The following is a 20715-nucleotide window of genomic DNA, read 5'->3' as shown; positions in this document are numbered from 1 at the left end:
CAAACGGGGCGGTACCGCTAACGCCGATAGAAATCCAGCCGCTGTTGCAATGCCTGCGGCGAAAACAGTCGCTCGACGGTCTGCCGCGCTTTGTGGCCCATGTCAGCCCGCAGCGCCGGATCGGCCTTGAGCTCGGCCAGGATGCGCGCCGCCTGTTGCGTCGACTCGAACAGAAAACCGTTTTCGCCATGGCTGATATAGTCGGCATAGCCGCCATGCGCATGGCAGACCACGGGCAAACCGCAGGCCATCGCCTCGAACACCACGCGGCCGAATGTCTCCACATGCGAGCCGGTGCGATAGTAGAAGGCGTCGAGCGTCGGCAAGAACTGCTCGGCGGCAAACTGGCCCTGCGGCAGGAGTTCGAGTTGCGGATGTGGCGCGAGCCTGTCCTTCAGCGGCATGCCGCCCTGGATCCGTACCGCAACGCCGTCCGCCAGCAAGGCCTCGTAGAGCGCCACATCGTCGGCATGATGCTTGTCCGCCGTGTCGCGGCTCAGCCGTCCCACCGTGAACGGACCGTCCGGCCTTGCCGGTCGTGGTGAGAAACGCCCGATATCGATCGGCGACGGATGCACGACGCCTTCGACCTGCAGCATGCGCTTCTGGAATTCCGAGATCAGCACCAATTCGGCGCCGGGCCAGCCCAGCAGGCGCGGCATGCCGGTCGTCAGCCCGATGATCTTCGGGTGAAAGGTGTTGAAGACATAGATCAGCCGGCGTGGCCGCCGGATCAGGTAAGGCCAGATTTTGTTGCGCCAATGCGCGCCGAGGAAGACATAGGTGCCGCCGTCCGGCACCTCGCGCTTTGTCAGCGACACGCGGCGAATCGGAAATTGCCGCATCAGTTCGTCGGACACGCGCGAAGAGGTTGCCCAAAGACACACCTGCTGATCGGCACTCAACAGCCGATACAGGTCCAGGGTTTCGCGTTCGCTGCCGCCAAACGGGTTCTGAAAGCCGTTGAACAAATGGATCATGATCGCCGCGCTTGCCTGGCCCGGGCCATCCCGCCACTCGTTCGCCCGGCACCGAAACAGGTCGTGACTGCGCCGGTGGCCCGGAAGACCGAGGAGATCAAGAAAGCAGAAATGTCTCTGGCGACGCCCAATACATCACCTTAGCCGGAGGAAGCACACCGGCAAGACGGCGTCAAGGAAGCGGCGACCTCAGCCTTCACGCGCAGCAAGGCTGCGGTCAATGCACCGTGGCGGCGCCGGACTGAGACACCAGGGCGGCTTCCGCCGGGTCGAAACTGACCTGATCGCGGCCATTCGACTTGGCGGCATAGAGCCGTCTGTCTGCGGCGGAGAATATCGCCTCGTAAGTCGTCGGCCCGATGAAGCTGGTGCCGCCGATACTGACGGAAAGCGGACAGGCGCGGCCGCCAGGCGAAAAGTCCATTTCGCGAATTCGCCGGCGGATGCCTTCGGCAACCAGCCAGGATTGCGAGGGGTCGACACCGGGAAGAAACACGCCAAACTCCTCGCCGCCGATGCGGCCGACGATATCGCTGCCGCGCAGCTGTCCCTTGATCGCCTGCGCGATGAGCTTGAGCGCCTGGTCGCCACAGTCATGGCCGAGGCGGTCGTTGATAGACTTGAAGTGGTCGGCATCGATGATCAGCAGCGCGCCGGAACGGGTCTGTTCCTGCTTGCGGGTCTCCTCCAGATAGGCCTCGACCAGCATCGAGAAGGCGCCGCGATTCAGCACGGCCGTCAGACTGTCGGTGGCGGCGATGACGCTGAGGTCGCGCTGAGCTATCGCCAGCTGGCGAATCTTCCACATGAGAAAAAACAGAAACGACCCGCCCAGCACCAGGGGCAGCATGAGATCCGTCATTTGCGCGCGCCAGACAGCCTCGGGCGAGAGATAGGGGAAATTGAAGGAATCGACGAAAAACGCCACGGCAATGAAGAATACCGTGCCGGCGGCGGTGACAGCGATCACCCTGCCCCAACTGGTCGACGACAGGTCGAACTTCATCCCATTCCACTCCGTTAGCCGTCGCTACTATGACGCGCCAACGCAAACAAATTGATAAGACTTTCCCTTCAATTCGAGATCAGGGAGCCGGAGCATGCTCGCCCAAATGGACCGCCGTGCCCCGGCGGTGAACGCAAGCCCGCCGACTAAATTTCGCGCGATGCGGGGAATTCAGAACGTCGATGGTTCGGCGCCGGTCCACTTGCTTCGACAACGAAGGATGCCGCGATCAGGTCGTCGGCATCCAGTTGTAGGGACCCGTCGCCCGCCCCCATGATGGCCGCGACCTTGTGGAAGGTCTTCATCTCATGATCGGAAATTTCGGCATCCTGCATTCTGGCTCTGAGTTGAGCGATACGCCGCCCCAGGGCGGGGGACGTTCCAATTTCACGTTTCGACATGGCCTCGTTTTCTCCTCCCCCAACCCGCGCTTGTTTTGTCCCGCCCGTTCGCCGGCCCGCACATTGCCTTTTATGAGGCTCCGCGAATACAAGGCCCCGAACGCCTGATGTAGGCTAAGGTTCCAACTTCGGCGGATCACGAAATAATTCCGGGTCGCCCACGCAGCTCTGCTCTATTGGCCCGCCGTCAGCACCAGCGTCGTAATAGAGTTGCGCGCCTCAACCCGCTCCAGACACCGACCCGGAATGTTCGGCCACCTCGCGGCGGCGCATTCCCTGTCGGTGACGGCAATGGGTTCGCTGCGCCGTACGTCTGCGGCTTGGGTCGCCGTCGATGCGAAAAGAACCGTCTGCGTTATCAGAGCCGAGAAAACGGCAACCTGGAACAGCACGGCGGCGAAGGCGATCTTCTTGAGCATGCGATGCAACGCGTTGAGCATGCGATGCAACGCGCGGGCAAGCGTCAGGTTCCCGCTGGTCATTTCTTACAGCGAGCCTGCACCGTCCCAGCGCTGCAGAAGCGAAAAGACAAAGGAAAGAAATAACCTCGTAAAATCATTGATTTATTGGCGATCCCGACAGGATTCGAACCTGTGACCATCGGCTTAGAAGGCCGGTGCTCTATCCAGCTGAGCTACGGGACCGCTGGCCGGCCAAAGGGGCCGGCTGGATATCTGGCGCTGACGCCGTTCAATGCGTCCAGGGCGTCCTGCGGTCATAGCGGAAATTCTCCGCATAGGAAATCTGGCGGCGCTTGGTCTCTTTCGGCTCCTCGACACGGAAGGCAAGCCCTTCCTTTTCGGCGTAGGCCACGGCCTCTTCGCGCGTGTCGAAGGTCAGCCTGATCTGGCTTCTCATGTCTCCCGACGTCGTATAGCCCATCAAGGGGTCGATCTTCTTGCGCATCTCGGGGTCGAATTCCAGCACCCAGTGGCCGGTCTTGGCCTTGCCGGATTGCATCGCGGTTTTGGCTGGGCTGAAAATGCGCGCGGACATGGCCACCTCATGGTTGTGCAAGGCAGCATCGCCGCCCCTTCGCCCGTCATTACTGCGCAATGCGCATGGCGGCAAGGTTTTTGCTCTTGCCATCCAACACCGAAATGAATAGGCAACAGACCGTTCGGAGTGTAGCGCAGGCTGGTAGCGCATCTGGTTTGGGACCAGAGGGTCGGGAGTTCGAATCTCTCCACTCCGACCATCTTCTTCATAGCAATGTGATCTAGGCGCCCTCGCCCGCCACGAGAGCCTGAACCACGGTCGCCGCCTTTGTCGTGCCCTTGATCGGGCGATACGCGCTCCCGCCTTCCCATGCGACGATACGCGCCGGTCCAGTTCTGTTGAATAAGCGCCCCCGCCCGACTTCAAGCCGGGAGCGGGCTTTCTATGTCGGTCGTGGATAGATCGGGTCCTAAGATCAATTAAAGGCAAGCTCGCCGGGCGAGAACCCAAACTCAATCCCGGCGAGCCTACAACCTGATTTGGAACGCAATCAGGACCGGGGTCAGCCGGCAAGCTGGTGCAGCAAGATGGATGCCAGCTGTTCTTTCCCAAAATGGGACACGCCCTGTTGCCGGTCGCCTTAGGATTACTAAATCTCGAACGCGCCCTGCCCCTCATCCATCGCGCTGACCGTTTCGGCGGCGAGCGCCCGCGTGATCGGCATCTTGCGCTCGAGCGCCGTGCGGTCCAGCCGCTCCACCACACGCATGGCTGTCGCCAGCGAGCGCTCGATGCGCCGCACCAGATATTGCACGACATGCGGTTCGACCTCGACCTGGCGGTCGGCGAACAGCTTGGTGATGACGCCGGCCAGCAGCAGGTCGTCGGGCTCATGGATCTCGACCGTCGCCGCCGCTTTCAGCCGCGAGGCCAGATCCGGCAGCGACACGCCCCAGGCCGAGGGAAAACGCCGTGCGGTCAACAGCAGCGTCGAGCCGGCGCCGCGCACCGCATTGATCAGATGGAACAGGCCTTGTTCGTCGACCGCGCCGGCATCGACATCGTCGATCAGCGCCGGCCGGGCGCCGAGACTGGCGATGCAATCGCCGATGAGCCGGGCGTCGACCACGACCGCGTTGGCGCGCGCACGCCAGATGGCGGCCAGATGCGACTTGCCGGAGCCGGCGGGACCTGCCAGCACCACCACAGGCGAGGGCCAGTCCGGCCAGCGGTCGACCAGTGCCGCCGCCTGGTTGTTGGTGCCGGAGACGACGAGTTCGTCGCGCGAATAGCCTGTGCCGTGGCCGAGATCGAGCGGCAGCTGGCGCGGCGGATCGGTTCGCTGGGCGGTCACTTCGAGCGACGTGGTGGGGTGCGGTGGCCGCCGCCACGATCGGCCGGCATCGGCGGCGCGGCCCCTGTCGCGTGGCCCTTGTAAAGCGGCGATTCGAGATAGCGGGCGATGGCGAAGCGCACCAGAACGGCGACGGCGGCGGAAGCCGGCACGGCAATCAGCAGACCGACAAAACCGAACAGCGCGCCGAAGGCGAACAGAGCGAACATCAGCCACACCGGATGCAGGCCGACGCTTTTGCCGACCAGCCTGGGCTGCAGGATGTTGCCTTCGATGAACTGGCCGATGAAGAAGACCACGGCGACGGCGACGATCATTGTCCAGTCCGGCCAGAACTGCACAAAAGCGACGCCGACCGCCAGAACCAGCCCGGTCAGCGAGCCGACATAGGGAATGAACGAGATCAGCCCGGCGAACAGGCCGATCAGGATGGCGAAGTTCAGCCCGGTCAGCGTCAGACCGGTGGCGTACATGGCGCCGAGCACCAGGCAGAGCGTGCCCTGGCCGCGCACGAAACCGGCGGTCGCGGTGTTGATGTCGCGCGCAATGGCGCGCACGGTCGCGACGTTGTCGCGCGGCACCCAGCTGTCGATGACCGCCACCATGCGGTCCCAGTCGAGCAGCATGTAGAAGGCAACCACCGGCGTCACCACGAACAGGCTGACCACCGAGACCAGCGCCACGCCCGAACTCCAGATCGAGGTGAAGACCGTGGTGAGCAGGCCGAAACCCGAGGTCAGCAGCGAATTCAGCCCATCACGCAAGCCATTGGCGTTGACGCCGAATTTCTGCTCCAGCCATTTCGGATCGAAGGAGGTGATCAGGCTCTGCAGCCGGGTCAGGTATTCCGGCAGTTTGCCGGCGAAATCGGCCATCTGCGTCGCCAAGACCGGAATGAGGATAACAAAGGCCAGCACCAGCACGATGAGGAAGGTGATCAGGATGACCACCGTCGCCATGAAACGCGACAGGCCAAGCCGCTGCAGCCGGTCGGCGACCGGATCGAGGAAGTAGGCAAGCACCATGCCGGCGACGAAGGGCAGCAGGATGGCGCTGAATACATAGAGGAACAACGCAAGTCCGGCGATGCCGGCCACCCAGAAGGCGATCTGCCGGCGGAACGCGGAGGCCGCGACAAGATCGGCGGCTGCGGCCTCGATCACCGCCGCTTCTTTATCAGATGTCCGGATTGGAGCCTTCGCCATAGCCGCTCATATGCCTCAGCCAAGCCACGAGATAGGCTGCGGCCGAAGCCACGGTCAAGACCCCGGACAGCAATATGAGGGCTGGCCGCAGAGGGTCGAGGTGCAGGGCAAAGGCGAGCTCGCCCAGCACGACCGCCGCCAGCACGATCTGGATGGCGGTATTGGCTTTCGACACCAGGAACGGCTTTATCTCGACCGGGTGCGCCATCACGGTGGACAACAGGACCGCGCAGATGATCAGCGCATCGCGCGACACCATGGTGACGACCAGCCACAGCGGCAATTGCCCGATGAAGCCCATGACGACGAACACCGAAACCAGAAGCAGCTTGTCGGCCATCGGATCCAGATAGGCGCCGAGTTCGGACTGCTGGTTGAAGCGGCGGGCGATGAAGCCGTCGATGCCATCCGAGACGCCGGCGATGACGAGGCCGGCAAAGGCCCAGTCCCAACGGGCCTGCAGCATGGCCAGCACCACGGCAGGCACCAGGAGAAGGCGCAGGATGGTGATCAGATTGGGGATGGTCAACTCATTGTCCCGCCATGCGCTGTTTGGAGATAGATGAAGGAGATGGAGAGCCGCCACAAGGACAGTTCGTTCCAGGCGCGAGCGCCAATCCTATGCCATTCTATCCACGCTTTTGTCAGGTCAAATGGCGCTCGGCTCCGCCGTTATCCTTGCGGACCGAAACCGTTCATGCGAAGAGCCCGCAAACGAGCAGGAAAATTGCGATGAGCAAGCGCGACACAAGCCAGCCCAAAACGGGCCAGGCCAAAACGAGCAAGCGCAGGAACGGGCTCACCTATGCCGAGGCCGGCGTCGATATCGATGCCGGCAATCTCATGGTCGAGAAGATCAAGCCGCTGGTGCGTGCCACGCGCCGGCCGGGTGCGGATGGCGAGATCGGCGGTTTCGGCGGGTTGTTCGACCTCAAGGCGGCCGGCTTTACCGATCCTGTGCTGGTCGCCGCCAATGATGGTGTAGGAACCAAGCTCAAGATCGCCATCGATGCCGGCAAGCACGACACGATCGGCATCGACCTCGTCGCCATGTGCGTCAACGACATCGTCGTGCAGGGCGCCGAACCGCTGTTCTTCCTCGACTATTTCGCCACCGGCAAGCTCGATCCCGACCAGGGAGCGGCGATCGTCGGCGGCATCGCCGAGGGCTGCCGGCAGGCCGGCTGCGCGCTGATCGGCGGCGAGACGGCGGAAATGCCCGGCATGTATCACGGCAAGGACTATGATCTCGCCGGCTTTGCCGTGGGCGCGGCCGAACGCGGCCAGCTTTTGCCCACCGACGACATCGTCGAAGGCGATGTGCTTTTGGGCCTCGCTTCCTCGGGCTTGCATTCGAACGGTTTTTCGCTGGTGCGCCGCATCGTCGCCGCCAGTGGCCTGGCATGGAGCGATCCGGCGCCGTTCAACGACGAGGCGACGCTTGCCGAGGCGTTGCTCGAACCGACCCGCATCTACGTCAAGTCCATCCTCAAGGCGATCCGCAACACGCATGGCATCAAGGCGCTGGCGCACATCACCGGCGGCGGTTTCCCGGAAAACATTCCGCGCGTGCTGCCCAAGGATTTTTCGGCCGAACTCGACCTGGAAGCCATAGACGTGCCGGCGGTGTTCTCGTGGCTGGCCAAGACCGGCGGCGTGGCGCCGGAAGAGATGATGCGCACCTTCAATTGCGGCGTCGGCATGATCCTGGCGGTCGCCTCCGGCCAGGCGGCGCAGGTCGCCGCCGTGCTGCAGGAAGCCGGCGAGACGGTGACGCCGATCGGCCGCATCGTGCCGCGCCGCGATGCCGGCGTCATCTATCGGGGCTCGATCGGCCTATGAGCACGCAGAGAAAACGCACTGTCGTCCTGATCTCGGGGCGCGGCTCCAACATGACCGCGCTGATCGCCGCGGCCAGCGACCCGGCCTTCCCGGCCGAGATCGTCGGCGTGATTTCAGACAAGGCCGACGCCACAGGCCTCGGTATCGCCAAGGCACGCGGCATCGCCACGCAGGTCATTGCCCGCGCCAACCATGGCAGCAAGCAGGCGCATGATGCGGCGATCGACGCCGCACTCACCGCCTTCAATGCCGACATCGTGGCCCTGGCCGGTTACATGCGCATTCTCTCCTCCGGCTTCGTCCAGAAATGGCAGGGCCGGATGATCAACATCCACCCTGCCCTGCTGCCGGCATTCAAGGGCCTCGACACCCATGCGCGCGCTCTGGCCGCCGGCCTGCGCATCCATGGCTGCACCGTGCATTTCGTCACGTCGGAGATGGACGACGGGCCGATCATCGCCCAGGCGGCCGTGCCGGTGATGGTCGGCGACAATGCCGATACGCTGGCTGCCCGGGTGCTGAAGGCCGAGCACCGGCTCTACCCGCTGGCTCTGGGCCTGGTCGCCGAAGGCAAGGCGCGCATGGAGGCCGGGCGCACGGTGCTCGCCCACTTTGCCGATGATGCCGACAACGGCACCTCGGTGGTGATGGCGCCCGATCCGCTGCGCGAGGAAGCCGATCTGGAACATCTGGCGCGGATTACGCCCTGAGCCGAGGCCAATGGACGTTTTCGACAGTGCGATCCGCATTAAAGGCGACCTGGCCGACGTTTTCGAATATGACGAGGCCGGAGACCCGCAAAACGCCACAGCATATTTTTACCTCTGTGAAATGCAGGGCAGAACCGTCGGGCCAATCATCGGCACAATACACATTCGATCCGGAGCCTGGCCGATCGCCGAAACCGACATCGTCGCTAAGTGGGACAACGGTGAACGGCGTGTCGGCCTATTCATCCATGGCCAGTTGGCGGCGGCCTTCGATGTCGAAGCCGGCACGCGGCACGGCGGTGGATATGGCAAGGACTTTCATGCCGACATTCCCTGGTCGGACGCAAATTGATGAAACAGCTTCTTCTCCTGCGCCATGCCAAATCGAGCTGGGACGACCCTGCTCTCGACGATGTCGACCGGCCGCTGGCCGAACGCGGATTGAAGGCGGCCAAATTGATGGGGCGGGAGCTTGCGGCGCGCGACTGGCTGCCCGATCTTGCGCTGGTGTCGTCGGCTCTGCGCACCCGTGATACATGGCGGCTGGTCGCCGCGGAACTGCCGGCACATCCCCGGGTCGTGTTTGCCGAAGCGCTCTACGAGGCTTCGGCGGCGGATATTCTGAGCCAGATTCGTAAAGTCGACCCATCAAGCGGCTGCCTGGTGGTGGTTGGCCACAATCCGGGCCTGGAGGATCTGGCGAAACAGCTTGCCGGATCCGGCTCGGAGACCAAAGCCCACAAGAGGCTCGAGGAAAAGTTCCCCACGGCAGCCATCGCGCGCCTTGTCTTCGACAGCGACTGGTCTGGCCTTTCGACGGCACGACTGACGCATTGCCTGCGCCCGAAGGATCTGAGCTAGCAGTCCTGCCAGGCATGCGGCGGGCAAGCCCGCCGCGCCCGAGACCTCAGTTGCCCCAGATGCCCTGGCCGGGTTCCGGCCAGTCGGTGGTGGTCTTCATCCTGGTATCGGCTGCCTTGCGCCCGGCCATATCCGTGTCCTTTACCGCGCCGGTGGCGGCGTGATCAACCCCGGCAATCGAGGCAACCGGCTGGTTGGCATTGTCGGAGCCATAATGGTCACTGCCGGCAAGGGCGCCGCCGGTCGCAAGGAGGATGGCGGTTATAGCGATAGCAATCTTGTTCATTTCAATCTCCTGTCTCATCCGTTGGGCGGCGTCTTGGGAGGACGGCTCCGCAGGAACAAGACCCGAGGCCGTCTGGTTTTATTCCCGGAGGCGGAGCTTTTCCGCCGGTTGCAAAGACCCGGCTGCTTGAAACCGATGCCTGCCCTGCTGCGCAAAACAAGAGCGGCGGGCCAGGCCCACCGCTCTTTGTCAATTTTCCGGGGATTGGAGGAATTAACGGCCCCAGATGCCCTGGCCCGACTGAGCCGGCACGTTGGCATTGGCGTCGCCCTGTGTCTTCAAAGACTTCACGATCGAACCGGTATAGGTGGTGTCGATGTTCGAGGACGACTGGCTGGCAGCCGGCTGGTTGACGTTGTTGGAACCATAGTTGCCGGAGCCATAATGGTCGCTGCCAGCGAAGGCGGCGCCCGTAGCGACGAGGATGGCGGCGGCGGTAAGAGCGATCTTGGTCATTTTAAGCACTCCAGTATTTATCTGTCCTGTCCGTCTAGTGGCGTGCCCTTGGGAGGAATTTCGCGTCGCTCGGACCACCCCGAAGTAGGGAATGCCTTTTGGATTACCAGTCGCGTCGGCTTTGCAGAATTTCCTTATATTATAGACAATGCATATTGCATGCGCAGCAATTTCAACGCAATTTATGCAATCATTTCAGTTTATTAAGTTCAGCCCTTCCGACAAGATCGGAGCGCTTTTGGAGGCGATTGTTCACTGTTTGCGACACAATCTGTCAACCAGAACCGAACCGTTCGGTTCGATTTCAGGTGAGAATAGGCTGATCGAAACCTGCAAGGGCCTGCTGTTACCTCGCCAAGACCGCATTTGTCTTGCGTTGAGATCGATACTGTCGCTCATTCAGGAGAGATCAGGGGTGCCGCGACCGATCAGGCCAAGGCGATCCGCTGGAAGGCCGCAAATGAATCCGGACTATCATAGATATGCGACTGCTGCTCGTTGAGGACAACCGCGAACTGGCCGACTGGCTGGGCAAGACCCTGCGCCAGGCGAATTATGTGGTCGACATCGTCCATGAGGGCGAGGATGTCGAGCACGCGCTGGCGGCGGGCGACCATGCGCTCGTCATCCTAGACCTGGCACTGCCGCGCATGGGCGGCCTGGAGGTGCTGCGCATGCTGCGGGCGCGCGGCAACCGGGTGCCGGTGATCGTGCTGACCGCCAATGCCAGCCTCGACGGCAGGGTCAAGGGCCTCAACGAAGGCGCCGACGACTATCTGGCCAAGCCATTCCAGATCGAGGAGCTCGAGGCCCGTATTCGGGCGCAGCTGCGCCGCGCCAACGACCGCACCGCGCCTGTCGTTGCCTGCGGCGATCTCGTCTTCGACACCAACACAAGGCTGTTTTCGCTGGCCGGTGAACCACTGGCGCTCACACCTCGCGAACATGCGGTGCTGGAGCAATTGATGGTGAAGGCCGGGCGCACGGTGAGCAAGGCGGCACTTTCGGCGGCGATCTATGATTTCGAGACCGATGCCGACCCCAGCGCCATCGAGATCTATGTGCATCGCGTGCGCAAGAAGCTCGAAGGGTCGCGGGTCCAGATCGCCACCTTGCGTGGCCTCGGCTATCTTCTGCGGCATGAAGATCAATAGCCTCCGCCTGCAGTTGTTGGCATGGGTGGTGCTGCCACTGGCCGGACTCGCCACCATTAATCTGTGGACCAGCCATGGCAGCGCGCTGGCCACAGCCAACCTGGTCACCGACCGAATGCTGCTCGGCTCGGCGCGGACCATCGCCGAGCAGGTCGCCATGACCGATGGCGTGCTCGATGCCACGATCCCGCCGGCAGCGATCGAGATGTTCGATACGGGCGACCGCGACAGCGTCTACTACCATGTCAAGACTGCCAGAGGGCGGCTGCTGACCGGCTATCCCAATCTGCCGGAGGCGTTGACGCCGTCCAGCACCGAGGCAACCTATCGCGACCACCGGCTGCGGCTGCTTACCTTCAGCCAGGGTGTGGTCGGCGCCGGCAAGGATTCGCCGATATCGGTTACCGTCGGCGTCACCCTTGCCGGACATGACGCGATGGTGCGGCGACTCTGGTTTGGCGCCTTTGCCCAGCAGTTGGCGCTGGTGGCGATCGCCGGCCTTTTCGTGCTCCTTGGCCTGCATCGGGGCCTGGCGCCGCTCATCAGGCTGCGCGACGCAGTGCGTTCGCCGAACCGCAGCGACCTCGACCCGGTCGAAGTGCCGGGCGCCCAAAGCGAAATCCGCCCGCTGATCGAAGCGCTCAACGCCTATATGGCACGCGTGCGGGCCCAGATGGCGTCGCAACGCCGCTTCGTCGCCAATGCCGCGCACCAGTTGCGCACGCCGCTGGCGCTGCTGTCAACGCAGGCGAGCTACGCGCTGCGAGAAACCGTCCCCGACGCCCGCCACGAGGCGCTGGTGGCCCTGCAGGCAAGCTCCGGCCGCCTGGCACGGCTTGCCGAACAACTGCTGACCTTGTCGAGAGCCGAGCCGGGTAGCCGACGGCCGCGCGCCGACCGTGTCGACCTGACTGAAGCGGCTCGTCAGGTTCTGGAAACCCATGCGCCGATTGCCGTCAGCCGCAACGTCGATCTCGGCCTCGAGGAAGCCGGCCCCGCGCCGGTCATCGGCGACGGCACCATGCTGCGCGAAATGATCGTCAACCTCGTCGACAATGCGCTGCGCTACTCCTCGTCAGGTGGCAGCGTCACTGTGAGGCTGGCGGCCGTCGATGGCGAAGCCGTGCTGACGGTCACCGACGACGGGCCTGGCATTCCAGTGGAAGAGCGGGATCACGTGTTCGAGCGCTTCTACCGCATCGCCGGCTCGACCGAGGAAGGCAGCGGGCTGGGGCTCGCCATCGTGCGCGAGGTCGTCGAAAACGCCGGCGGCCGCGTCACCCTGCGGGATGGCGCGGCCGGCGGTCTGGTGGTTGACGTGAGGTTGCCGCTGGCAAGCAGCTAGCCCATGTCGCCGCTCACTGCGTCTCATGCAGCGGCTGGGGGCGCCATTTCGCCAGGCGATCCTCGACCATGGTCATCAGATATTCGGCGCCGAGCGCCACCACCATGACGATGACGATGGCGGCATACATGCCGGCAGCGTCGAAGGATCCCTTGGCGATATTGATCAGCAGGCCGATGCCATAGCGCGAGCCGACGAATTCGCCGACGATCGCACCGATGATGGCAAAGCCGAAGCTGACATGCAGGCTGGCGAAGATCCAGCTCATCGCCGAAGGGACGATCACCGAGCGCGTCAACTGCCAGTTGGAAGCCCCGAGGATACGGGCATTGGCAATCATTGCCCTGTCGGCCTCCCGCACGCCCTGGAATGCATTGTGGAAGACAACAAAGAAAACCATGACGAAGGCAAGCGCCACTTTCGAAGCGAGGCCAAGGCCGAGGATCATGATGAAGATCGGTGCCAGAACCACGCGAGGGATGGAATTGATCACCTTGATGTAGATGGAGAAAATGTCTGCGGCCATCCGGTTGCGACCGAGCGCGACACCGATGATGATGCCAGCTACCGAACCGGTCACGAAACCAATGACCGACTCCTCCATGGTAACATAGAGATGATACCACAGCGGCCCTTCGGACGTTCCTTCCGTCGTCCATTCATAGAGCCGCTGCGCGATCGCGCTCGGCATCGCGTAGAAGAACGGATCGATCCACGCCAGGCGCGCGGCAATCTCCCACAGGCCGAGAAAGGCGACCAGGATGGCGACCCGCCAGAATATGACGGTGCGGCGGCGGCGCTGCGATGTTTTTGCCGCGGCGGCTTCGATTTCCGCGTCGGAAGTGCCAGGCTTGAAAGCGCCTGCTCTGATGTCGATTGCGGCATCGGTCATGGCTTTCCTCCTCAGGCTGCCGCGCGTGCATAGCTGGTCTCGACCTCTTCCTTGAGGTCGGCCCAGATGGTGCGCGAGTAATCGATGAAGCTTTGTTCGTAACGGATGTCGGCGACGACGCGCGGGCGCGGCAGGTCGATCGTGTAGACCGACTTCACGGTGGCCGGCCCGGCGGTCAGGACATAGACCTTGTCGGCCAAGGCAATCGCCTCTTCCAGGTCATGGGTTACGAAGACCACGGAAGCCCTTGCTTCGGACCAAAGGCGCAGCAGTTCCTCATGCATCAGCACGCGAGTCTGCACGTCAAGCGCTGAAAACGGCTCGTCCATGAGCAGGATCTCCGGACCGTTTATGAAAGTCTGCGCCAACGCCACACGCTTGCGCATGCCGCCTGAAAGCTGGTGCGGATAATGCTGCTCGAAACGCGACAGCCCGACGCGCGCCAGCCAGTCGCGCGCCGCAGCCGTGGCTTCGGATTTGGCCTTGCCGCGAAAGAGCGGACCAGCCATGACGTTGTCGATCACGGTTCGCCACGGAAACAGGGCATCGCTCTGGAAAACAAAGCCGATGCGCGGGTCTATCCCCTTGACCGGTGCGCCCATGACACGAACCTCGCCGGCACTTGGGCTTGCCAGCCCGGTGACGAGATTGAGTGTGGTGGATTTTCCGCAGCCGGTCGGACCGACAACGGCGACGAATTCGCCGCGCTGTACGGTCATGGTGAAGTCGCGCAGTGCCGTCAGCGATTTGCCGGTGGGTGAAAGGAAACGCCGACTGACGTTGATCAGCTCGATCGCCGGTGCATTTTTTTCAATAGCCATGGTGGAACTCCTGGATAAGAGCAGACGCCCGCCGTCGGCCCCAAGGTCGCCGGAGGTGAAAAACTGAGGGTACCGGCGCGATGTCGTTCATCGCGCCGGTACTGTCTGCTACTTGGCGTTCTTGACGAATTCCGAGGTGTAGGTCTTGGCAAGGTCGATCTGCTTGCCCTGCAGTTCCTTCTTGAAGGCTGAAAGAACCGTCAGCACTGTCTCAGGTCCACCCTCGGGCATGATCCCGTCGGGGGTGAACATCGCCTTGCCGGCATCGAGGGCCTTCACATAGCCTTCCTTGTCGCCGACATAATAGTCCTTCGGCATCTTGTCGGCGATCTCGGCGCCGCTATGCGAATTGATGAACTTCTGCGTCTTGACGAAAGCATTGGCCAGCTTCTGCACGATGTCCTTGTGCGCTTCGACCCAATCTGTCTGCATATAGAGTGAGGCGGCCGGGTAGGTGCCGCCGAGAGCAGCCTTGGTACCTTCTATCGTGCGCATGTCGATGAGAACGGACGCTTCGCCTGTCTTCAGCAGCCGCGTGATCGTCGGCTCGGTCGTCATGCCCGCCTGGATCTTGTCCTGCTGCATGGCGGCAATGAAGGTGTTGCCGGCGCCGACCGGAACCGAGGTGAATTCGCCGAGCTTCAAACCGTTCTTGACGGCAAGATATTCCGTAAGAAAATTCGTCGATGAGCCTAGACCGGTCACGCCCAGGCTCATGCCCTTGAAGTCGGCGGGCGACTTGATCTCGGGATGCTTGGTCGAAACGAGCTCGACCTCGCCCGGCGCCTGGCTGAACTGGACGATGGATTCGACGAATTTGCCCTTGGCCTGCAGATCGATGCAGTGATCATAAAAGCCGACAACTCCTTGCACGGCACCGGCAAGCATCTCATTTTCGGCGTCGACCCCGGCCGGCTCATTCAGCAACTCGACGTCGAGACCCTCGTCCTTGAAGTAACCGAGTGCTTCGGTCAGTTTGGCTGGCAGGTAAATCTGCTTCTCGTAGCCGCCGACCATGATGGAAACTTTGTCGGCGGCGTGTACGGACGGCGCTGACAAGGCCATGGTGGCGACGAGTGCGGTTGTGGCGGCTGAATCGAGCAGAATTCGCGCGAGCGACATGGCCTCTTCCCTTTGTTCGTTTCCCGCGCCCCTCTCTCTCCCATCGCTTTTGCGCGACAATATGGGGGCGCCGGACAAGAGTTATGGCACCAACCTTTCATCCAGCTTTCAGGGTAAAGCCGAAAATGACGGCAAGGCTTGCGGATCGGCAAGCCGCGGCCGGCGGACAATAGCGGCGGCGTGAAAATGCACGCCGTGCCAAGTTCAGCGATTAAATCCCAGCACGTCGCGCATATCGTATTCGCCGGGCTTGCGTCCCGACACCCAAAGTGCCGCGGCGATGGCGCCACGAGCGAACATGATGCGGTCCCCGGCAGCGTGCGACACGGTAACAAGCTCGCCTTCGGCACAGAAGCTGACGCTGTGTTCGCCGACGATGCTGCCGCCGCGAGCCACCGCAAAACCGATCTCGCCGGCCGGCCGCGCGCCGGTGACGCCGTCGCAGACGCGCCTTGCGACCGCGTCCAGTTCGACGCCGCGTCCACCGGCTACGGCTTGTCCCAGCATCAGCGCGGTGCCCGACGGCGCATCGATCTTGTGGCGATGATGCGCCTCGAAGATCTCGGCGTCCCAATCTTCGGGGGCGAGCGCTCTCGCCGCCCGCTCGACCAACCCGACCAGCATGTTGAGCCCGAGCGAAAAACTGCCGGAGCGGACGATGGGAACCGCTTTCGCGGCATCGGCTATATCAGCCAGTTCGGCGGCATCGAAACCGGTCGAGCCGATCACCAAAGCGGGGCCGCCCCGGTTTGCGCAAACCCTCGCCAGATCGGCGGAGGCCGCCGGCGTGGTGAAATCGATCACCACATCGGCCACGGCGAGCGCCTCGTCGCGGCTCACCAGCCCGTCGCCGACACTGCCCGGGCGATGGAAGCGGGCGGCAAGCGCCAGCCGCGGATCGGCCAGAACGGCCTCCGCCATCTGCCGCCCCATGCGGCCCAGCGCCCCGGCGATGGCGATCCTGATCGACGGCTGCGCCATGGTTTCAGCTATTTCCACATGCCGCGCATGCGCGCGCCGATATCGACGCGCACGTCCGGCCGGGGCGCCCTGCCCTGTGCCGCCTGTGCGCCCGGCCACGACATCTGCTGGAACGCGGCGAGAATCGAGGCCGGGATAAAGCGCGTGCGCGAGGCATAGAGATGGCGATCGCCGCGCGCGGCCTGGCCATGGGGAAAGAAGCGCTGCGGCATGACGAGGTTGAGGCTGTCCTTGGCCCGCGTCATCGCCACATAGAGCAGCCGGCGCTCCTCCTCGATATCCTCCTTGGTGCCGACGCCGAGATCGGCCGGGATGCAGCCATCGACGGTGTTGAGCACGAAGACGTTCTTCCACTCCTGGCCCTTCGCCGAATGGATGGTCGAAAGGATCAGATAGTCCTCGTCACGATGCGGCGGTCCAGCCTGGTCGCTGGTCGCATCCGGCGGATCGAGCGTGAGTTCGGTCAGGAAGCGCTCGCGCGAGGCGTAGCCCGAGCCGATCTGCTCGAGTTGCAACAGGTCGGCGCGGCGTGTGATGGCATCCTCATGGATGCGTTCCAGATGTGGCTCGTACCAGAGCCTGACCTGTTCGAGATCGGCTGGCCATTTGGCGCCGGCCCGCAGGCCGGAATAGAGCGAGACGAAACCGGGCCAGTCGTCCGCCGCGCGCTGCGGCGGCCGCCATCCGGCCAAGCCCATCGCTTCATCCAGCGCTGTCGTCATCGTCTCGACGATCTGCGCGGCAGCCGAAGGGCCAATGCCCGGCATCAGTTGCAGAACGCGAAAGCCGGCGACGCGGTCACGCGGGTTTTCGGCAAAGCGCAGCACCGCCAGCACATCCTTGACATGGGCGGCATCGAGGAATTTCAGGCCGCCGAACTTGACGAAGGGAATGTTGCGCCGCGTCAGTTCGATCTCCAGCGGCCCGCTGTGGTGCGAGGCGCGAAACAGCACCGCCTGCGATTTCAGCGCCGTACCGGCCTCGCGCTCGGCGAGGATGGTATCGCAGACGAAGTTGGCCTGCTCGACCTCGTCGCGGACGCTGACCAGCCTTGGCTTGTCGGTGGATTTGCGCTCCGACCAAAGGTTCTTGGTGAAGCGCTCCGAGGCCTCGCCTATCACCGCATTGGCGGCGGCCAGAATGGTTTCCGTAGAGCGGTAATTGCGCTCCAGCATCACCACATCGGCGGCCTGCGCGAACTGTTTTGGAAAGTCGAGGATGTTGCGCACCTCGGCGGCGCGGAACGAATAGATCGACTGCGCATCGTCTCCGACCACCGTCAGCCCGGCGCCGTCGGGTTTCAGTGCCATCAGGATCGAAGCCTGCAGGCGGTTGGTGTCCTGGTATTCGTCGACCAGAACATGGTCGAAACGCCCGCCCAGATGCGCCGCTATGTCCGGCTCGGCCGCCATCTGCGCCCAGTAGAGCAGCAGATCGTCATAGTCGAGCACGTTCTGCGCCTGCTTGGCCTCGACGTAACCGGCGAACAGGTGCTTCAACTGCTCGGCCCAGCCGGCGCACCAGGGGAAGGCCGACCCCAGCACTTCGCCGAGCGGCGCCTGCGCGTTTACGGCGCGCGAATAGATGGCAAGGCAGGTGCCCTTGGTCGGAAAGCGCGCTTCCGTTTTCGAGAAGCCGAGTTCGTGGCGCACCAGATTCATCAGGTCGGCGGAATCCTCGCGATCATGGATGGTGAAGGCCGGGTCGAGGCCGATCTCCAGCGCATAGTCGCGCAGCAGCCGGGCGCCGATGCCGTGGAAAGTGCCGGCCCAGGTCAGCGCATCGGTGATCACCGCGGCGTCGCGGCCGAGCACCTCGCCGGCAATACGTTCGACACGTTTCGCCATTTCGGATGCGGCGCGCCGCGAAAAGGTCATCAGCAAGATACGGCGCGGGTCGGCACCCCTGACGATGAGATGAGCGACGCGATGCGCCAGCGTGTTGGTCTTGCCCGAGCCGGCGCCGGCAATGACCAGCAACGGCCCGGCGATCTTGCCGTCACCATGCTCGACGGCCTGGCGCTGGGCATCGTTCAGCCGCGCGAGATAGGCGGGCTGGGCAGTCGATTCCACAAAGGTCGAATCATGAGCGGCGAGGTTCATCGCCCATCAAGCATCGTTTCCGCTTTGTTCGCAACATAGAAGCTTTGCGACGGCCCCTTGGTCTTGGCGCAACTCTCAAGGGAAAGCGCTACGCTTTTCCAGGGAAAACCGCTTCACACTTTTCCTGGAATTGCTCTACCGCCGGGGATCGACACCCATGGCCGCCGATTGGCGGCGCAGAGCTTCGCGGTCACTTCTCGGCGCGGGCAGCAACAGGGGATCGATGTCGCCGGGCACGTCATCGATCATCTTGCGCGTGAGGCGGTAAGCGAGAAAGGCAAAAGTACCTGCCAGAAGCAAACGGATCATGCCGCGGTCTCCTCTGATGAGGGTCAACCGGAAACATGACGGTTTGTTCCATCGCGCCAAGTTCGCAACCAAACCGATGGCGGGTCGTTGAAAGCAAGGAGGCGATAGCGATGAAGAAGCTAGGATTAGCCCTTGTGCTGGTCGCTTTGGCTGTCTCGGCCTGCGACAACAAATTGCCACCGACCAAGGCTCCTGGTGCCGAACAAAGCTCCTATGCCAGCAATCCTGTCATGAACACGGAGAGTGTTGGGCAACTGAGATGATCCCGGTGCACTGAGGACCCGTCGAAACCTCATTGCATTGCCGCGATGCATTCTTCGAGCCGCTCGAGGCGGAACTTGGCATTGCGCAATTCGTGCCCGGCGTCCTGTTGCAGCTGACGGCCTCGGGCCGGGAATGCCATTGTAAGGTTTCTTTCGAGTTCGGCGATGCGCGCACGCACCTGCCGCGCCTCATCCTGACGCAACGCCCTTATCCAGTTCCGCCCGCGCATTGGCCTTCCCGCAACAGCCAAGGACCAGCGTCTTCCATGCCAGAAAGACGCTAACGCCCTGCAAGTGCGAATATTCTAAATTTAATGAATGCTAATTTAGCAGGCGGTCGGCGCGGGAAGAAGGCCGGCGCCGCTTGGGAGGAGAAGGCGCCGGCCAAGCGGATAAATCAGGTCCGCCGCACCACACAGCCTAGCTGAGTCTTGCCGCTGCGTCATGTGGGATCGCGGATTTCGGCCTTTTCCAGGCGTTTTCCACCGGCAAAGGCGTGCCGAAGGGGGGCCGCGGCCGGTCAAATTCCGAGCCGTTGCCTGGCGATGGCGGCATGAAAACTGGCGCCGAAGACCAGCCCGTCATCATTGAAGTCATAGCTGGAATTGTGGAGCGGCGCCGAGGCCTCCCCATTGCCGAGGAACACGAAGCAGCCCGGCACGTGATCGAGGAATCGGGCAAAATCCTCCGACGCCGTCATCGGCTCGCGGGCAACCGCGACATTGCCGGGATCGAAGATTTTCTTGGCGGCGGCGAAGGCCGCCTCGACCAGTTCGGCATCATTGTGCAAAGGCACGAATTCTCTGGTGTAATTGACCTCGGCGGCAATGTTGTAGGCGGCCGCGGTGCCCTCGGCGATGGTGCGCATCTGGCGTTCGATCGCCGCGCTGACCTCGGGGCGAAAACTGCGCGTATCGCCGAGGATGCGGGCAAGACCAGGCAGCGCATTGCGGGTGCCATCGGTGATCAGTTCGGTCACCGAAACCACCGCTATGTCGGCCGGGCTCAGGCGGCGCGAAACGATGGTCTGCAGATTGGTGACCAGCGCACAGGCGGCGACCAGCGTTTCGTTGCCCGAATGCGGCCGCGCCGCGTGGCCGCCGAACCCCCTGAGCACGATCTCGAAATTATCCTCTGCCGACATGACAGGGCCGGCACGGGTCTCGAAATGCCCGACGGGAAGGCCAGGCATGTTGTGCAGGCCAAAGATCTCGTCGAAGGGAAAGCGCTGCATCAGGCCGTCGTCGAGCATGGCCAGCGCGCCCCTGCCCCACTCCTCGGCCGGCTGGAAGATGAAGCGCACGGTGCCGTCGAAACCACCCTCACCCGCCAGCAGCTTTGCCGCGCCAAGCAGCATGGCGGTGTGGCCGTCATGGCCGCAGGCGTGCATGACGCCGGGATTGCCGGAGCGGTAGGGCGCGCTCGATTGCTCCGATATGCGCAGCGCATCCATGTCGGCGCGCAACGCAATGGCACGGTTGCCGGTGCCGCGCTTCAAAGTGCCGACGACGCCGGTGCCGCCGACACCCTCGGCGACATCGTCCAGGCCGAATTCCCGCAGCTTGGCCGCGACGAAGGCAGCAGTGCGTTTCTCCTCGAAGCCGAATTCGGGGTGCGCGTGCAGGTCGCGCCGCCAATTGATCATCTCTCGCTTCAGCGTTTCCGGATCGAGTTCAGCCATTTTGT

25 protein-coding genes and 2 tRNA genes are annotated in these 20715 nt (G+C 63.1%); 8 read left to right on the top strand and 19 right to left on the bottom strand.

Going from position 1 to position 20715, the window contains the following annotated elements; translation table 11 throughout:
- Nucleotides 1–17: 17 nt before the first annotated feature.
- From CK227_RS19650 to CK227_RS19625, 6 genes are all read right to left on the bottom strand, one after another.
- A complete protein-coding gene (locus CK227_RS19650; protein ID WP_095770616.1) occupies nt 18–980 on the bottom strand; it encodes a glycosyltransferase family 4 protein in 963 nt (320 codons plus the stop codon).
- Between the two features lie 217 nt (nt 981–1197).
- Nucleotides 1198–1986, bottom strand: a complete 789-nt coding sequence (locus tag CK227_RS19645) for a GGDEF domain-containing protein (protein WP_095770617.1) — start codon at nt 1984–1986, stop codon at nt 1198–1200.
- Nucleotides 1987–2132: 146 nt separating this feature from the next.
- Nucleotides 2133–2387, bottom strand: coding sequence for a hypothetical protein (locus CK227_RS19640; RefSeq protein WP_095770618.1), 255 nt, complete (start codon nt 2385–2387; stop codon nt 2133–2135).
- Nucleotides 2388–2560: 173 nt separating this feature from the next.
- The gene (locus CK227_RS19635) at nt 2561–2869 is read right to left on the bottom strand and encodes a hypothetical protein (protein ID WP_095770619.1); all 309 of its coding nucleotides are present in this window, start codon (nt 2867–2869) and stop codon (nt 2561–2563) included.
- Between the two features lie 85 nt (nt 2870–2954).
- Nucleotides 2955–3031 (bottom strand) — tRNA-Arg (locus CK227_RS19630).
- Between the two features lie 46 nt (nt 3032–3077).
- The gene (locus tag CK227_RS19625) at nt 3078–3383 is read right to left on the bottom strand and encodes an ETC complex I subunit (RefSeq protein WP_015318428.1); all 306 of its coding nucleotides are present in this window, start codon (nt 3381–3383) and stop codon (nt 3078–3080) included.
- 125 nt (nt 3384–3508) lie between these two features.
- Here CK227_RS19625 and CK227_RS19620 point away from each other — a divergent pair.
- Nucleotides 3509–3585, top strand: a tRNA-Pro gene (locus CK227_RS19620).
- A 390-nt stretch (nt 3586–3975) separates the two neighbouring features.
- On the opposite strand, the gene hdaA is transcribed toward CK227_RS19620, so the two are convergent.
- From hdaA to CK227_RS19605, 3 genes are read right to left on the bottom strand one after another with little or no spacing between them, the layout of a single operon-like run.
- Complete coding sequence (hdaA, locus tag CK227_RS19615) at nt 3976–4680, bottom strand: DnaA regulatory inactivator HdaA (protein ID WP_095770620.1); 705 nt, start codon at nt 4678–4680, stop codon at nt 3976–3978.
- Complete coding sequence (locus CK227_RS19610; RefSeq protein WP_095770621.1) at nt 4677–5885, bottom strand: AI-2E family transporter; 1209 nt, start codon at nt 5883–5885, stop codon at nt 4677–4679. The genes hdaA and CK227_RS19610 overlap by 4 nt, the downstream gene beginning before the upstream one ends.
- Nucleotides 5857–6414, bottom strand: coding sequence for a CDP-alcohol phosphatidyltransferase family protein (locus CK227_RS19605; RefSeq protein WP_095770622.1), 558 nt, complete (start codon nt 6412–6414; stop codon nt 5857–5859). Before CK227_RS19605 ends, CK227_RS19610 begins: the two co-directional genes overlap by 29 nt.
- Nucleotides 6415–6617: 203 nt before the next feature.
- Here CK227_RS19605 and purM point away from each other — a divergent pair, with 203 nt between their 5' ends.
- Genes purM through CK227_RS19585 form a run of 4 tightly spaced genes read left to right on the top strand, consistent with a single transcriptional unit; the run spans nt 6618 to nt 9298 of the window.
- Nucleotides 6618–7727, top strand: a complete 1110-nt coding sequence (gene purM / locus CK227_RS19600) for a phosphoribosylformylglycinamidine cyclo-ligase (RefSeq protein ID WP_095770623.1) — start codon at nt 6618–6620, stop codon at nt 7725–7727.
- Nucleotides 7724–8437 carry a phosphoribosylglycinamide formyltransferase gene (gene purN / locus CK227_RS19595; protein ID WP_095770624.1) on the top strand — a complete coding sequence of 238 codons (714 nt, stop codon included), beginning with the start codon at nt 7724–7726 and terminating at the stop codon, nt 8435–8437. Before purM ends, purN begins: the two co-directional genes overlap by 4 nt.
- Before the next feature lie 10 nt (nt 8438–8447).
- A complete protein-coding gene (locus CK227_RS19590) occupies nt 8448–8789 on the top strand; it encodes a hypothetical protein (RefSeq protein ID WP_095770625.1) in 342 nt (113 codons plus the stop codon).
- The gene (locus CK227_RS19585; protein ID WP_095770626.1) at nt 8789–9298 is read left to right on the top strand and encodes a histidine phosphatase family protein; all 510 of its coding nucleotides are present in this window, start codon (nt 8789–8791) and stop codon (nt 9296–9298) included. The genes CK227_RS19590 and CK227_RS19585 overlap by 1 nt, the downstream gene beginning before the upstream one ends.
- Before the next feature lie 46 nt (nt 9299–9344).
- On the opposite strand, the gene CK227_RS19580 is transcribed toward CK227_RS19585, so the two are convergent.
- Both CK227_RS19580 and CK227_RS19575 read right to left on the bottom strand, forming a co-directional pair.
- Complete coding sequence (locus CK227_RS19580) at nt 9345–9584, bottom strand: DUF680 domain-containing protein (protein ID WP_095770627.1); 240 nt, start codon at nt 9582–9584, stop codon at nt 9345–9347.
- A 213-nt stretch (nt 9585–9797) separates the two neighbouring features.
- The gene (locus CK227_RS19575; protein WP_095770628.1) at nt 9798–10040 is read right to left on the bottom strand and encodes a DUF680 domain-containing protein; all 243 of its coding nucleotides are present in this window, start codon (nt 10038–10040) and stop codon (nt 9798–9800) included.
- 482 nt (nt 10041–10522) lie between these two features.
- On the opposite strand from CK227_RS19575, the gene CK227_RS19570 reads away from it, so the two are divergent.
- Nucleotides 10523–11194 (top strand): response regulator, encoded by a 672-nt coding sequence (locus CK227_RS19570; protein ID WP_095770629.1) that lies wholly within the window; start codon nt 10523–10525, stop codon nt 11192–11194.
- Nucleotides 11181–12539, top strand: a complete 1359-nt coding sequence (locus CK227_RS19565; protein WP_095770630.1) for a sensor histidine kinase — start codon at nt 11181–11183, stop codon at nt 12537–12539. The genes CK227_RS19570 and CK227_RS19565 overlap by 14 nt, the downstream gene beginning before the upstream one ends.
- 13 nt (nt 12540–12552) lie before the next feature.
- Here the strand turns inward: CK227_RS19565 and CK227_RS19560 are convergent, their stop codons facing one another.
- From CK227_RS19560 to CK227_RS36785, 6 genes are all read right to left on the bottom strand, one after another.
- The gene (locus tag CK227_RS19560) at nt 12553–13431 is read right to left on the bottom strand and encodes an ABC transporter permease (protein ID WP_095770631.1); all 879 of its coding nucleotides are present in this window, start codon (nt 13429–13431) and stop codon (nt 12553–12555) included.
- 11 nt (nt 13432–13442) lie between these two features.
- On the bottom strand, nt 13443–14252 hold the full coding sequence (locus CK227_RS19555) for an ABC transporter ATP-binding protein (RefSeq protein WP_095770632.1): 810 nt from the start codon (nt 14250–14252) through the stop codon (nt 13443–13445).
- Nucleotides 14253–14360: 108 nt separating this feature from the next.
- Nucleotides 14361–15374: an ABC transporter substrate-binding protein gene (locus CK227_RS19550; RefSeq protein WP_095770922.1), complete on the bottom strand. Its 1014-nt coding sequence runs from the start codon at nt 15372–15374 to the stop codon at nt 14361–14363.
- 204 nt (nt 15375–15578) lie between these two features.
- Nucleotides 15579–16355, bottom strand: a complete 777-nt coding sequence (gene dapB / locus CK227_RS19545; protein WP_095770633.1) for a 4-hydroxy-tetrahydrodipicolinate reductase — start codon at nt 16353–16355, stop codon at nt 15579–15581.
- An 8-nt stretch (nt 16356–16363) separates the two neighbouring features.
- A complete protein-coding gene (locus tag CK227_RS19540) occupies nt 16364–18457 on the bottom strand; it encodes an ATP-dependent helicase (RefSeq protein WP_095770634.1) in 2094 nt (697 codons plus the stop codon).
- Nucleotides 18458–18592: 135 nt separating this feature from the next.
- Nucleotides 18593–18766, bottom strand: a complete 174-nt coding sequence (locus tag CK227_RS36785) for a hypothetical protein (RefSeq protein WP_095770635.1) — start codon at nt 18764–18766, stop codon at nt 18593–18595.
- Nucleotides 18767–18876: 110 nt separating this feature from the next.
- On the opposite strand from CK227_RS36785, the gene CK227_RS36780 reads away from it, so the two are divergent.
- Entirely contained in the window at nt 18877–19029 is a 153-nt protein-coding gene (locus tag CK227_RS36780) for a hypothetical protein (RefSeq protein ID WP_179296321.1), read from the top strand.
- A gap of 29 nt (nt 19030–19058) precedes the next feature.
- Here the strand turns inward: CK227_RS36780 and CK227_RS19530 are convergent, their stop codons facing one another.
- Together CK227_RS19530 and CK227_RS19525 are read right to left on the bottom strand one after the other, a co-directional pair.
- Nucleotides 19059–19208 carry a hypothetical protein gene (locus tag CK227_RS19530; RefSeq protein WP_245317989.1) on the bottom strand — a complete coding sequence of 50 codons (150 nt, stop codon included), beginning with the start codon at nt 19206–19208 and terminating at the stop codon, nt 19059–19061.
- A 341-nt stretch (nt 19209–19549) separates the two neighbouring features.
- Entirely contained in the window at nt 19550–20710 is a 1161-nt protein-coding gene (locus CK227_RS19525) for a M20 aminoacylase family protein (RefSeq protein ID WP_095770637.1), read from the bottom strand.
- Between the last annotated feature and the right edge of the window lie 5 nt (nt 20711–20715).

Origin of the sequence: Mesorhizobium sp. WSM4308, from assembly GCF_002294905.1 — a bacterium.
In the GTDB taxonomy this organism is placed as follows: Bacteria; Pseudomonadota; Alphaproteobacteria; order Rhizobiales; family Rhizobiaceae; genus Mesorhizobium.
This window is presented reverse-complemented; position numbering and strand designations above follow the sequence as displayed.